This window comes from Roseibium sp. (assembly GCF_965233565.1).
Lineage (GTDB): Bacteria > Pseudomonadota > Alphaproteobacteria > Rhizobiales > Stappiaceae > Roseibium.
The window spans coordinates 4,937,924-4,950,140 of sequence record NZ_OZ247494.1 but is presented as its reverse complement, the minus strand read 5'-3'; the positions used below and the strand labels follow the sequence as shown (position 1 = coordinate 4,950,140).

12 protein-coding genes, 1 tRNA gene and 1 riboswitch are annotated in these 12,217 nt (G+C 60.4%); of the genes, 8 read left to right on the top strand and 5 right to left on the bottom strand.

What is annotated here, in order from left to right; translation table 11 throughout:
* Positions 1–193: 193 nt before the first annotated feature.
* The 3 genes from ACO6TG_RS22640 to ACO6TG_RS22630 all read left to right on the top strand — a co-directional run bounded on the left by ACO6TG_RS22640 (position 194) and on the right by ACO6TG_RS22630 (position 2,241).
* Positions 194–607, top strand: coding sequence for a tellurite resistance TerB family protein (locus ACO6TG_RS22640; RefSeq protein ID WP_422375258.1), 414 nt, complete (start codon positions 194–196; stop codon positions 605–607).
* Positions 608–626: 19 nt separating this feature from the next.
* Positions 627–1,712 carry an alpha/beta hydrolase family protein gene (locus ACO6TG_RS22635; RefSeq protein ID WP_422375257.1) on the top strand — a complete coding sequence of 362 codons (1,086 nt, stop codon included), beginning with the start codon at positions 627–629 and terminating at the stop codon, positions 1,710–1,712.
* Between the two features lie 121 nt (positions 1,713–1,833).
* Positions 1,834–2,241 (top strand): hypothetical protein, encoded by a 408-nt coding sequence (locus ACO6TG_RS22630; protein ID WP_422375256.1) that lies wholly within the window; start codon positions 1,834–1,836, stop codon positions 2,239–2,241.
* An 11-nt stretch (positions 2,242–2,252) separates the two neighbouring features.
* Here the strand turns inward: ACO6TG_RS22630 and apaG are convergent, their stop codons facing one another.
* Positions 2,253–2,654 carry a Co2+/Mg2+ efflux protein ApaG gene (apaG, locus tag ACO6TG_RS22625; RefSeq protein WP_422375255.1) on the bottom strand — a complete coding sequence of 134 codons (402 nt, stop codon included), beginning with the start codon at positions 2,652–2,654 and terminating at the stop codon, positions 2,253–2,255.
* A 174-nt stretch (positions 2,655–2,828) separates the two neighbouring features.
* Between apaG and ACO6TG_RS22620 the strand changes: the two genes are divergently transcribed.
* Positions 2,829–3,440 carry a CDP-alcohol phosphatidyltransferase family protein gene (locus ACO6TG_RS22620; RefSeq protein ID WP_422375254.1) on the top strand — a complete coding sequence of 204 codons (612 nt, stop codon included), beginning with the start codon at positions 2,829–2,831 and terminating at the stop codon, positions 3,438–3,440.
* 7 nt (positions 3,441–3,447) lie between these two features.
* On the opposite strand, the gene ACO6TG_RS22615 is transcribed toward ACO6TG_RS22620, so the two are convergent.
* Complete coding sequence (locus ACO6TG_RS22615) at positions 3,448–4,362, bottom strand: LysR family transcriptional regulator (protein WP_422375253.1); 915 nt, start codon at positions 4,360–4,362, stop codon at positions 3,448–3,450.
* A 93-nt stretch (positions 4,363–4,455) separates the two neighbouring features.
* Here ACO6TG_RS22615 and ACO6TG_RS22610 point away from each other — a divergent pair, with 93 nt between their 5' ends.
* On the top strand, positions 4,456–5,070 hold the full coding sequence (locus ACO6TG_RS22610) for a LysE family translocator (protein ID WP_422375252.1): 615 nt from the start codon (positions 4,456–4,458) through the stop codon (positions 5,068–5,070).
* 492 nt (positions 5,071–5,562) lie between these two features.
* Here ACO6TG_RS22610 and ACO6TG_RS22605 read toward each other — a convergent pair whose 3' ends face one another.
* Both ACO6TG_RS22605 and ACO6TG_RS22600 read right to left on the bottom strand, forming a co-directional pair.
* Positions 5,563–6,075 (bottom strand): Hcp family type VI secretion system effector, encoded by a 513-nt coding sequence (locus tag ACO6TG_RS22605; protein ID WP_422374345.1) that lies wholly within the window; start codon positions 6,073–6,075, stop codon positions 5,563–5,565.
* Between the two features lie 977 nt (positions 6,076–7,052).
* Positions 7,053–8,252 (bottom strand): O-succinylhomoserine sulfhydrylase, encoded by a 1,200-nt coding sequence (locus tag ACO6TG_RS22600; protein WP_422375251.1) that lies wholly within the window; start codon positions 8,250–8,252, stop codon positions 7,053–7,055.
* 44 nt (positions 8,253–8,296) lie between these two features.
* A riboswitch (SAM riboswitch) is annotated at positions 8,297–8,376 on the bottom strand.
* 128 nt (positions 8,377–8,504) lie between these two features.
* Between ACO6TG_RS22600 and ACO6TG_RS22595 the strand changes: the two genes are divergently transcribed.
* Both ACO6TG_RS22595 and ACO6TG_RS22590 read left to right on the top strand, forming a co-directional pair.
* The gene (locus ACO6TG_RS22595) at positions 8,505–9,641 is read left to right on the top strand and encodes a 2'-deoxycytidine 5'-triphosphate deaminase (protein WP_422375250.1); all 1,137 of its coding nucleotides are present in this window, start codon (positions 8,505–8,507) and stop codon (positions 9,639–9,641) included.
* Positions 9,642–9,646: 5 nt separating this feature from the next.
* On the top strand, positions 9,647–10,195 hold the full coding sequence (locus ACO6TG_RS22590) for an IMPACT family protein (protein ID WP_422375249.1): 549 nt from the start codon (positions 9,647–9,649) through the stop codon (positions 10,193–10,195).
* A gap of 543 nt (positions 10,196–10,738) precedes the next feature.
* Here ACO6TG_RS22590 and ACO6TG_RS22585 read toward each other — a convergent pair.
* Positions 10,739–11,539 (bottom strand): ion transporter, encoded by an 801-nt coding sequence (locus tag ACO6TG_RS22585; protein WP_422375248.1) that lies wholly within the window; start codon positions 11,537–11,539, stop codon positions 10,739–10,741.
* A gap of 187 nt (positions 11,540–11,726) precedes the next feature.
* Here ACO6TG_RS22585 and ACO6TG_RS22580 point away from each other — a divergent pair.
* Positions 11,727–11,800 (top strand) — tRNA-Gly (locus ACO6TG_RS22580).
* Positions 11,801–12,217: the final 417 nt, after the last annotated feature.

The window sequence follows — 12,217 nt, the reverse complement described above, 5'->3', positions numbered from 1 at the left end:
GGGATTGGTTGGATTGCAGCTCAGGCAGGTTTTTGTGTCTTCCTGCCAATTGCTGCGGCGCGACACTAGATCAAGCCGCATGCATGTGCAATCACATGTCGCAAGCCCGTGACTTGATGCTTGCCGTGCAAGCCTATAAACCGGGCGTTCAATTTGCCCTGGAACCGGCGCCACTGGAGAATGAATTGTGTCTATGAATGAGCCCATTAGCGTTCAGGAAGCCCTCATCTACGTGATGGTCATCGTTTCGGCGTCGGACAATGAAATGACCGACATGGAACTCGCCACTATCGGCGACGTCGTCAAGATGCTGCCGGTCTTCGACGGCTATGACGGCGGCCGCATCATTCCCGCCGCCCAGCGCTGCGGCGACATCCTGCAGGAAGAAAACGGCCTGCAGCTTGTCCTAGAGCTTGTTGGCGACGTGCTGCCGCACAAGCTTTACGACACGGCCTATGCGCTGGCGGTTGAAGTCGCGGCAGCCGATCTCCATGTTGAGCAGGAAGAGCTGCGCATCCTGCAGTTGCTGCGGGACCGCTTCAAGCTCGACAAGCTCACCATCGCTGCGATCGAGCGCAGCGCGATTGCCCGCCACCGGTCAGCCTGACCACATCGGAGCGCATTGATTGAAACGTGGAAGGCTCGTTTTCTGGGCCGGGACAGCTATTGCCCTTGTCCTGGTCCTGTTCATCCTCGCCTTCGAGGGTCTGGAAGATTTCGACTTTTCCGAATACCGGACCCGGCCGCTAAGTTTCAGCTTCAAGGACATGTCCGTCGCCGGCACGCTGCATCTACCCGAGGCCGATACGTCCGCGGTAGTTCTCCTGGTCCATGGCGACGGTCCGGCGGACCGCTATAGCGGCGGCGGTTACATGCCGATGATCAGCGCGCTTCTGGACAGTGGCATTGCCGTCTATTCCTGGGACAAGCCGGGCATTGGCCAGAGCTCCGGCGACTGGCTGTCCTTTTCCATGACCGACAGGGCAGAGCTTGCCACGGCTGCGCTTGATGCGGTGAAGGCCGAGCCGGAGCTGTCCCGGTCTGCCACCGGATTTATCGGCCTCTCGCAAGGCGGCTGGGTGGTGCCGATCCTGGCAAGGGAACCGGCACAGGCGGATTTCTTTGTCATCATCGGCGGTGCGGTCAACTGGCTGCGGCAAGGTGCCTATCTCACGCGGCGCCGGCTGGAACGCGAGGGTGCTTCTGCCAAAGACATTGACGCAGCACTGCAGGCGAACACGGCCGGCAACAAGCGCCTTCTCTCCAAAGGCTACAGCTACCAAAGCTATCTTTCCGACACCCGTTCGGGGACACCCATGTCCGAAGCGCGGTTCGGGTTCGTGCTGAAAAACGCACTTGCCGATGCAAGCCAGGACCTTGCCCAGGTCACGGCTCCCGTCCTGACCTTGCATGGCAGCCACGATCTCAATGTCGATCCCGACTATAATTCGGACCGCTACCGTCAGATCCTGCAGCACCGCAACGACGCCAACAGGTCCCTCGTCATTGCAGACGGCACCCATGCCCTGTTGAGAGCGTCGCTGTTCAATCAGCAAACGGAAGGTGACATGCCGGCCTGGTCGAAGCTGGCTTTTGCCGTCCTTGGCCGCAAGGCCTATGCGCCCGGGGCCCTTGATGCTCTGTGCGGCTGGATCAACGACCAGGCGTCGGCCGGCTCAAGAAAAAGCGCATCCGCAGATCGTTCAAATTGAAGCGAATTTGTTTGCCCTTCCCTAAAGCCCGCTGACCTATGACCGACATCGGGGGAGCGGTGTCCTGGCAACGACCCGAGGGGCTGCCACTACGCTCATCAACATGCTGTGGGAAGGTTGCATGAACGGACAGGCTTTCGGAGATCAGGTCAGCATTCGCTATCCGCTGCGGCGGCACCGGCAACAGGCTCCGGTGCGCCGTTACCGGCCGGCAACGGAAATGCGCCGGATCCGCGTTCACAGCGGGCCCAGGCCCGTCAACTGGGGCGCGCGCATGCTGATTGCCTTTGCAGGCTTTGTCTGCGGCCTGGCAGCCGACAGCCTGGTGAGTTTCGCTGAAGACCATTTTCACCTGGCCAAGAACACGGATCCGGACCTGTTTGCCATTGTGCTTGGCACCGGTTTTGCCGGTCACAGTCTCTATCTGGTCTTCGGGGCTCTGGCGGTGACGCTGCTGACGGCCTTCAATCGCCGCAAGTGGATCCTCTGGCTCCTGATCGGCTTTGTCGGCGGGCTCTTCAGCATCTGAGCCAGACGCGCTCAGTTCAGGCTGTGAACCGCATCCGGAAGGTCCAGGGAAAAGGCAGGGATCATGACGTCGAAGCGCGAACCGTCCGGGCGCTCCATTGAATAGGATCCGGCCATGATGCCGCTCTCGGTCGAGAGCGGACAATGCGAGGAATATTCGTAGGTTTCGCCGGGCTCGATCACCGGCTGCTCTCCAACCACGCCCTCGCCGCTGACCTCTTCCTGTCGTCCCATGGCATCCGTGATCTGCCAGTAACGTGTTTTCAGCTGGACCGGTTCGCTGCCGCCATTGTGGATCTCGACCATATAGGCCCAGATATAGGAGCGCTCATCCGGCTGCGATTCATCGTCCAGATAAAACGGCTCGACCGAAACCTCGATCCCATGGGTAATGGCACTGTAACTGCCCGACACGATTGTTCCTTTTGCCTTCAGGCCAGGGTGTGAACCCGAATGTTCCGGAGGCGCTTATAGGGCGAATGACACAAGCGTGAAAGGGGGTTGTTCGCTCAAGGGCCGGATTCGCTTGTGATTTGCAGAGGGATTTTGCATGTAGGCGGCACAAACTCACAAAAAAGCCGAAGCCCCATGTTCGATGCCCGCCTGCGCCCCTTGATCAATCCGCCGCTCAACGAGCTGGGACGGCTTGTCGCCGGCATCGGAATTGGCGCCAACACCGTCACCATTTGCGGATTTGCAATGGGCATGGGCGCGGCCGTTGCCATTGCCTGCGGCCAGTTCCTGCTCGGCTTCTTTCTGATCGCCCTCAACCGCTTCGCCGACGGCCTCGATGGTGCAGTTGCCCGCGCCAACCACAAGACCGATCTTGGCGGTTATCTGGACATCACGCTCGACTTCTTCTTCTACGGGTCCATTCCGCTGGCGTTTGCCCTGCAGAATCCGGAGGCCAATGCACTGGCCGCAACAGCACTGCTGGCGAGCTTCTACGCCAATGGCTCGGCCTTCCTGGCCTTTGCCATCATGGCGGAAAAGAACAGGCTCTCGACCACGGCGCAGGGCTCGAAATCGCTTTATTACATTGGCGGGCTCGCAGAAGGTGCAGAAACCATTGCGCTTTTTCTGCTGATGGCCCTTCTGCCAGACTGGTTTCCGGTGCTGGCCTGGGCCTTTGCAGCGATTTGCTTCCTCTCAGCAGGTGCCCGGCTTCTCATCGGAGTTAAGGCCCTGCGGAAGTCCTAAAAGCCCGTCACCCGGGGTCAGGACCCAAGGGTTCCAGCCGGCTACAGAACTGCCAGAAGGTGTCAGCTGCATGCGCACGAAATGGCCTACCGGTCCGGGCAAACCCGATGGTTCTGGGAGCGATCGGATCAAGCGGCACCACATGGCACCTGCCGCTCACATCGGGCAGCGCTTGTTCCGCGATGATGGAGACACCAAGCCCGGCCTGCACCAGGGCCACGATCGAATTCACTTGCAGGATCGTGTGGGTTATCCGGGGGCTGATGCCGGCTTGCGCGAACCAGCGCTCCACCAGGGGCCCACTGCCCCCCTTCGTCAAAATGAACGGATCGTCTGCAAGATCCGCTGCGGTCAGGCAGCTCCTGGACATCAGCGCATGACCGAGCGGCAGCAACGCCACCAGCTTGTCGGCGGTGATCGGCAAGACCTCGAGTGTCTCCTTCACCTCGATTGACAGGATCGCCACATCCACGAGGTCCTCCGCCAGTACCTTGCGTAATTCGTCGTCGGGAAATTCCTGAACCTCCACGGAAATTCCGGGATGCTTGCGGGCGAAGGCCGCCAGGGTTTTCGGCAGGATGTGGAAAGAGGCCGACGATCCGAAGGAGCCAAGCCGGACCGTGCCGCGGCGGTTGCTTCGGGCATCTTCCAGTGCCCCCAGGGCCTGGCTTTGCGCCAGGTCGGACTGGCGGGCGAAGCGGGCCAGCGCTTCGCCTTCCTCGGTGAGTGTCAGCGGTCTTGATCCCCGTTTCAGCAAGCTGAGGCCAAAGCGCGCCTCCAGCTGGGCAATCCCCTTGCTGACCGCGGGCTGCGTGACACCAAGTGCCTCGGCGGCTTCCGAAACGCTACCGGTCCGGCCAATCAGATCGAGGGCACGGGCAACGGTCAGCGGAAGATCTTGGGACTCGGGAAGTATTTTCATAACTCTCAGTTATTTTTTCATGATATTCATTTCTCGTAGAAATGCCACGAACACACCCTCCCGTCATGTCCTTCCTTTCGTATCGTGGTAGAAATGTCCCTTGAATCCTATCTGGCCTTTGTGGCCGCCGCCCTGATCCTGACCATGAGCCCCGGCCCCAGCATCCTGCTCGGCATGGTGCACGCGTTGCATTTCGGGTCAAAGAGGACGCTTTTCACCGCCCTGGGTGACATCACTGCCAACCTGATCCAGATGCTTCTGGTGGCAATCGGCCTTGGCGTCCTGATCGCCAATTCCCTGTTCGCCTTTCAGCTATTGAAATGGTGCGGGGTCATCGTTCTGATCTGTATGAGCCTCAGGATGCTGCGCACAGCGCCAGCAGCAGCAGGACCGGTAACTCCGGATGTGCCCTCTTCCCGCCCGGCCCGCTTGTTCCTGTCCGGTTTTCTGGTGGCCTTCGGCAACCCGAAGGCCCTTGTCTTCTTCACGGCCTTCTTTCCGCAGTTCATCGACCCGACAGCAGATCTCGGCCCGCAACTGCTCCTGATGTGCCCGACCATGGCGGCGCTCGATTTCGCCTTTGTCATGCTCTACGCCGCTGGCGCTCGCGCTGCCTTCGGTTTTTTGCGGGCGCATCCGGGTTTGCTCAACAAGGTCGGCGGCACCGCTTTGATGGGCGCGGCCGGGTTCCTGGCCTTCGCCAGATAGAGCCCGCCCTGAGACCGATGTCAGCGCAATCGGCAAATCGATCAAGGTGCTGCGGCGACCGGGTCTCGCAAGGCCCGCCCTGTGTGACACAGCTGGAGAGATGCATTAACGGCAGGCTCCCATACTCCCAATGTCTCACCTGCAACACCAATCCCTCAATGTCACCCCGGCCGAAGCGAAGCGGAGAGCCGGGGCCTACTCGCAGATCCGCTTGCCGAGGGGGAGCAAGAAATGCAGAAAAGCGCAGCCATGCCCTTCTGAAATTCCGACTACTCTGGAAGTGAGTAGGCCCCGGGTCTCGCAAAGCTCGCCCGGGGTGACACCGTAAAGCATGGACTTGGTTGAGGGCTGTCGCAGCAACTGCGTCGAACAAAGAAAAACCGCCCGGTCGCAGAACCGGGCGGTTTGAGCCGGCAGGAGGGGCACCCTGTCCGACAGGTGGGCTGCGTTGCAGGTCGCAGCCCGGAGGCGTTGTCAGTTTGTTGTCTTGCCTTAGGTGACCGGTGCGCGGTAGTCGTCGGACGCGCTGGTGCCGGCCTTTTCGTGGGTCCAGTCGCACTTGCGGTAGGTGAAGGACCACTTGTCGGTGTCGCCGCGGGATGCGTTGGCTTCGTCATTGACGTCCGGCAGGATCGTCTTGCCTTCCACCAGAACCGCGTCCTCGAACTTGATCGTGTAGTAGTGTTCCTGAACACCGGCAGTCGAGGTGCGCCAGAACTGGACTTCGATTTCCAGGCTCTCGCCGGTGGCCAGGGCCTGCCACAGGAGCGGCGTGGCCTTGTCGACCGGCTTCATGAAGGTGGTCGGCATGTGGCGGCGGGTGGCGATGATCGAACCGGACTGCGGATCGCGGGGCACGATGGCGTTCTGTTCGAAGGCGTAGACGAGGGATTCGCCTTCATGACCTTCCTGCCACAGGTTGCCGATGCTGTCGGCGGTGGTTGCGTCAGACGTCATGTCGCCCTGGGTTGCGCCTTTGATGGTGATGTAAGCGATGTTGGACATTTTGAAATCTCCTGCTTGGCTGTGCGTTCAGTGAGTGTCTGTTCTTGTTGTTGACTTCCGGGGCTCGTTGTCTGGAGCCGATGGGGAGAGAATTGCAACGGGTGTGCCAACTTGCGTAATTTTCATGATGTGATTGTTTTCGCAGCGGAAATTCCGTCCGTCGGGAAAGTGTTAAAATATGGAACTGTGCAGTTTTCTGCACAGTCACCTCCGGACTGCGAAGAAACACGCGCAGGCAAAGTGTGACGAACATCACAAAACGGGTTTTCGGAGGGGCAAGTGAGGGGATGGCGGCGAGTTTTTGGAGGATTGGACAAGTGGTTTGTGCCACTTGCAGCTCTTTTTGCGATCGAGTGCGCAGAATCGCTCCGTCTAGTTCCAACTGTTCCGCTTTTCCAATGAGGCTCTTGCAAACCCCGGTGTCACCCCGGCCGCAGCGCAGCGAAGAGCCGGGGCCTACTCGCAGAGCGCCTTGCTGTAGCGCAGGGCATTCAAATTTTTGCGGATCCGCTGTGCGAGAGGATCAGGTTCTCTGGAAACGAGTAGGCCCCGGGTCTCGCGCAGCTCGCCCGGGGTGACACCGAAGGAGACGGCGTGGCGAAGTGGGACCGGCAACATTAGGCCACTTTTCAGCTCTGATTTACGTGGTGCGGCCTTCGCACCTGTGTCACCCCGGCCGCAGCGCAGCGGAGAGCCGGGGCCTACTCGCAGGGCCCCTTGCTGTAGCGCAGGGCATTCAAATTTTTGCGGATCCGCTGTGCGAGAGGATCAGGCTCTCTGGAAGTGAGTAGGCCCCGGGTCTCGCGCAGCTCGCCCGGGGTGACACCGAAGGCGATAGCGCGACGAGCGGGGAAAAACCCTAAAGGGGAGCGGTTGGCCTCGCCTTTCGGATCGGGATAGTCCAGACCACTCGGGCACTCATGCCCTGAACCTGGCCCGACACCAGGTCCAGGTCACATGGCTCATGCCCCCTCGGCTCAGATCGCTCCGAGCGCCTTTTCGATGTCTTCCAGAAGATCAAGCGGGTCTTCCAGGCCAATCGACAGCCGCAGGATGCCGTCGGAAATGTCGAGCTCGGCGCGGGCCTCCTCACCGATCGACTGGTGGGTTGTCGTGGCCGGATGCGTAATCAAGCTCTTTGCGTCGCCCAGATTGTTGGAGATCTTGATGATCTCCAGCGCGTTGGTGAAGCGGAACGCCGCCTCCTTGCCGCCGTCGATTTCGAAGGCAACCATGGTGGAACCGGCCCGCATCTGGCGCGCAACCACATCGGCCTGCGGGTGGTCGGCGCGGCCCGGATAGATCAGACGCGAGACCTTGGCCTGATCGGCCAGGAAGTCGGCGACCTGACCGGCGGTTTCCGTCTGACGCGCCACGCGCAGCGGCAGGGTTTCAAGGCCCTTCAAGAGCACCCAGGCGCTGAACGGGCTCATATGCGGTCCGGTATGCTTGATGAAGGGCATCACCTCGTCGGTGATCCATTCCTCGTCGGACAGGACAACCCCGCCCAGGCAGCGGCCCTGACCGTCAATATGCTTGGTGGCGGAATAGATGACGACATCGGCGCCGAGTTCAAGCGGCGACTGGTAGAGCGGCGTTGCAAAGACGTTGTCGACAATCAGGCGCGCACCCGCTTCCTTGGCGATATCGGCAACGGCGGCAATGTCGATCACTTCCAGCGTCGGGTTGGTCGGGCTTTCCAGGAACATCGCCCGGGTGTTCGGCCGCACCGCAGCCTTCCACTGATCGATGTCGGTGCCGTCGACCAGGGTGCTTTCCACACCGAAGCGAGGCAGCAGCGTTTCGCAGATATAGCGGCAGGAGCCGAACAGGGCCTTGGAGGCAATGACATGATCACCGGCCTTGACGGAGGCCATCAGCGCCAGATTGACGGCGGCCATGCCGCTGGCCGTGCCACGGGCAGCTTCCGCGCCTTCCAGTCCCTTGATCCGGTCTTCGAACATGGTGACGGTCGGGTTGGCATAGCGCGAATAGACATAACCCGGATCGTCGCCATTGAAACGCGCTTCTGCGGCCTCGGCACCCGCATATGTGAAGCCCTGCGTCAGGTAGATGGTCTCGGAGGTCTCACCAAAGGGCGACCGCATGGTGCCGCCATGCACCAGGCTGGTGGCAGGACGCCAGTTCTTGTTTCCGGTCTTGGTGGTCTCAGTCATGTCTTCCAGTGCTCCAAACGCAAAAAACCCCAGCCTCAAGACCGGGGTTCGCACCTCCGGCCTTTTTAGCGACTTGTTTAACGTGGCTGCAAGCCGGCCGGCCCAAATCACCACGAAGTGTGCTTCTCCTACGGGAAAACGCCGCGCCGGTCAATGTTCTTTGCCGAATTCTCGTCTGGCGCCGCAAAGCCTGTTGGCGCAGCGCGCTGCATCCGTTAAGGACGATAGAAGAGAATAAAGCAGGACATAAAGATGAACGTGACAGCGGGCCAGACCTTGAACGGAAGCGCAACTCTCTCCGCCGAGGGGATCCTGCCCGAACGTATCATTGAGGCCATGTTCTCCACCGGCGAGATCGCCGCTGCCCTGCCCCCGGTGTCAGGTCAGATCCAGCCCGCCAGTCTCGACCTCCGCCTTGGCCAGGTGGCCTACCGGGTGCGCGCCAGTTTTCTGCCCGGACCGGCGATCAAGGTCGCCGACAGGCTGGAACAGCTGAAGCTTCATACGGTCGATCTTACAGAAGGTGCCGTTCTGGAGACCGGCTGCGTCTATATCGTGCCCCTGCAGGAAAGCCTGGCGCTGGCCGCCGACATTTCCGCGACCGCGAACCCGAAAAGCTCCACCGGCCGGCTCGACGTCTTCACCCGCGTGATCACCGACAACGGTCTTGCCTTCGACACCATACCGGCCGGCTACACCGGCCCGCTCTACGCAGAGATCTCGCCGCTGACCTTCCCGATCCTGGTACGCTCAGGCTCACGCCTCAGCCAGATTCGCTTCCGCCGCGGCCAGTCCCTGATCGCCGACAGCGTCCTGGAAGAGGTCCACAAGACCCACACCCTGATGAGCGGCGGCAACGAGCGCATCGGCAACGGTGTCCAGCTGTCCATCGACCTGGAAGGCGACGGTGAGAACAGCCTGATCGGCTATCGCGCCAAGCATCATTCCGGCCTGATCGATGTCGACAAGGTCGGCGCCCAGGATCCGCTCGATTTCTGGGAACCGATCTACCGGCGTCAGCACGCCGAGCTGATCCTCGACCCGAATGCCTTCTACATCCTGGTCAGCCAGGAAGCGGTACATGTGCCGCCGGATTATGCCGCCGAGATGGTGCCTTTCGACCCGCTGGTCGGCGAGTTCCGCGTTCACTATGCCGGCTTCTTCGATCCGGGCTTCGGCCATGCGGGCGCCGGCGGGGTCGGCTCCAGAGCCGTTCTGGAAGTCCGCTCTCACGATGTGCCCTTCATCGTCGAACATGGCCAGACCATCGGCCGGCTGGTCTATGAACACATGGCCGAGAGGCCGCAGCGGCTTTATGGCGAGGGCATCGGCTCCAACTACCAGGGCCAGGCGCTGAAGCTTTCCAAGCATTTCAGGGTCCCTGCCTGAGTTTCATGGGCCTGAAAACTGTCACAAGCGAATTCGAGGGATTTCTGGAAGACCGGAAGTCACGCTTTCTGGCACATCTGGTGCCGCTGGACCTGTTCGAGCAGCGCCTGGAGGAGCTGCGCAAGGAACACCGGAAGGCCAACCACGTCGTCACCGCGCACAGACGCCTTCTGGACGATGGCCGCATCGAGGAAAGCGGCAAGGATGATGGCGAACCTGCCGGCACGTCCGGCATGCCCACCTTGCGGGTTCTGCAGGGCGCCGACCTGATCAATTGCGCCGTTATGATCGTTCGCTATTTCGGCGGCACCAAACTCGGTGGCGGCGGCCTCGCCCGCGCCTATTCCGGCGCGGCCCAGGACGCGATTGCAAATGCCGTGCTCGTTCCGTTTCAGAAGGTGCTGGTGAAACAGGTCAGCGCGGACTTCGCCGGAAGCTCGGAGCTGGAACGCCGGATCGACGGCCTTGGGCTCACCGTGCTGTCACGCGATTACACCGAAGACGGTGTGACGCTGACGGTCGAAGGGCCGGAAGAGGCCCTGGCCGCGCTTTAGGTCCGCGGCGGTGCCTGTCGCCGATCCTTAGAGACGGGCCGTTGGCCCTCCTCAGGATGAGGTTGAACACGGGGCAATATGGCGCTGAACAGCGAATGGCGCACCCGCCTCAGCCACAGCACCAGCCTCATCCTGAGGAGCCGCAGCGCGGCGTCTCGAAGGATCGGCCCGGGAACGCTGGCTGCACCGAAACCCAACGCCCTCTGGCGATTTTCACCGAGCTTCCAGCGCTCACCCTCCCGATGCCAGCCGGCGAGGTCTCTGCCGGAGTGCCGCCCAATCCAAAACACGCCCAATGAGGCGAGGCGGCGGCGTGGATTGCCGGATCGGAGCCGGCACTGACGAAGATGAAGACGGCGTGATCGATCCAGGGCGTTTTCTGCGTAAAGAAGGAAACCGATCCACCAGGAGCATCCCGATGAAGCTGAAACGTGTCCTGATCGCGCTTGTGCTGGCGCCGGTCCTTGCTGCCTGCCAGTCCAGTGGTTCCGGGCCGGAACCCGAGCCGCGCGGCACCGAAGATCGCCGCGGCTACCGACCGGGTCAGGCCCGGGTACGCTCGACCTCGGCGCGCAGCTGGCTGAGTTCCACGCGCATGGCCTTGACCTCTTCCAGGATCAGGCCGGTTTCGTCGTGGATCGCCTGACGGTTGGCGTCGGCCTCCGCCTCGTGCTCCTCCTGCATCGCCGAGACGATGATACCGATGAACAGGTTCAGAACCGTGAAGGCCGTGCACAGGATGAAGGGCACGAAGAACAGCCAGGAATAGGGGTATTGTTCCATGACCGGCCGGACGATGCCCATGGACCAGCTTTCCAGCGTCATGATCTGGAAGAGCGTATAAAGCGAGGCCCCGAGGTCGCCGAACCATTCGGGAAAGCTCGCGCCGAACAGTTTGGTCGCCATGACGCCGAAGACATAAAAGACCAGTGCCATCAGGACGACAATCGAGCCCATGCCCGGAAGCGCCGCGATCAGGCCGCCAATCACGCGGCGGAGCGACGGCACCACGGAAATGAGCCGCAGCACACGCAGGATGCGAAGCGAGCGCAGCACGGCAAGAGGGCCGTTGGAGGGCAGCAGTGCGATCGCAACAATGGCGAAATCAAAAAGGCTCCAGGGATCGCGGAAGAATTTTGCACCGTGGGCAAAGAGGCGCAGGGCCAGTTCGATCACGAAGATGCCGAGAATGATCTGATCGATCAGGACCAGCGCCGGTCCGATACTGTTCATCACTGCGTGGCTTGTTTCCAGCCCCAGCGTGATCGCGTTCAGAACGATGATCCCGATGATGCAGAATTCCCATGTGCGCGACGTGACCAGCGCCTTGACCTGATTTCGCATAAAGCCGACCCGAATATTTAGAAGTTCCGGCGGCTTTCTGCCGCGCCGGGCGGAACATGGCGATTTCTCTGCCGCAGTGCAAGATCAAACCGACCCGGGAAAAGCCGCGATCCCCGGCGAAGCCTGCTTGACAGGCAAATAGGATCGGCGCAGAAAGCGGGGTCGATCCTGCCAGGGGACCGGATCAGCGGGTGTAGCTCAATGGTAGAGCAGGAGCTTCCCAAGCTTAAGACGAGGGTTCGATTCCCTTCACCCGCTCCATATTTTAGCTTACACAAATTCAAAATTGAGGAATCCGCTAATCGAGTAGTGGACTTAGAGCCCTATTCTATTCCAGCGACGCTACTTGCAATGCAACATCAATGAAATTCCAGCCCTATCCAACGATAGATATCACAAAACTAGTTTTTCAATCTAATAATATCGCCAAATTATTCTCAAGTTTTCTTCAAATTTACCACTGACGCGCACTTGATATCAAAGGAGCCAGAAAAACGACAAACAGAAAGGCACAAATCACAAAGCAAAATATTTGCGAGTAGAACCTTTTTCTCCCTGACAGTGGTTCATCACCACCTGGGTCTCCATCAAAAACCTTCAGAGCCCCCTCACGCTCTTCTTCAAAATTCCAACCGTTCGCCCGATAAAAGAAGAAGTCATGCAAAAAACACTTCGCAA

Bases quoted from the DNA above. Each gene is read 5' to 3' on its own strand.
- ACO6TG_RS22640 (WP_422375258.1), top strand. From the start codon at position 194: ATGAATGAGCCCATTAGCGTTCAGGAAGCCCTCATCTACGTGATGGTC.
- ACO6TG_RS22630 (WP_422375256.1), top strand. From the start codon at position 1,834: ATGAACGGACAGGCTTTCGGAGATCAGGTCAGCATTCGCTATCCGCTG.
- ACO6TG_RS22620 (WP_422375254.1), top strand. From the start codon at position 2,829: ATGTTCGATGCCCGCCTGCGCCCCTTGATCAATCCGCCGCTCAACGAG.
- ACO6TG_RS22615 (WP_422375253.1), bottom strand. From the start codon at position 4,362: ATGAAAATACTTCCCGAGTCCCAAGATCTTCCGCTGACCGTTGCCCGT.
- ACO6TG_RS22610 (WP_422375252.1), top strand. From the start codon at position 4,456: ATGTCCCTTGAATCCTATCTGGCCTTTGTGGCCGCCGCCCTGATCCTG.
- ACO6TG_RS22605 (WP_422374345.1), bottom strand. From the start codon at position 6,075: ATGTCCAACATCGCTTACATCACCATCAAAGGCGCAACCCAGGGCGAC.
- ACO6TG_RS22600 (WP_422375251.1), bottom strand. From the start codon at position 8,252: ATGACTGAGACCACCAAGACCGGAAACAAGAACTGGCGTCCTGCCACC.
- ACO6TG_RS22595 (WP_422375250.1), top strand. From the start codon at position 8,505: ATGAACGTGACAGCGGGCCAGACCTTGAACGGAAGCGCAACTCTCTCC.
- ACO6TG_RS22590 (WP_422375249.1), top strand. From the start codon at position 9,647: ATGGGCCTGAAAACTGTCACAAGCGAATTCGAGGGATTTCTGGAAGAC.
- ACO6TG_RS22585 (WP_422375248.1), bottom strand. From the start codon at position 11,539: ATGCGAAATCAGGTCAAGGCGCTGGTCACGTCGCGCACATGGGAATTC.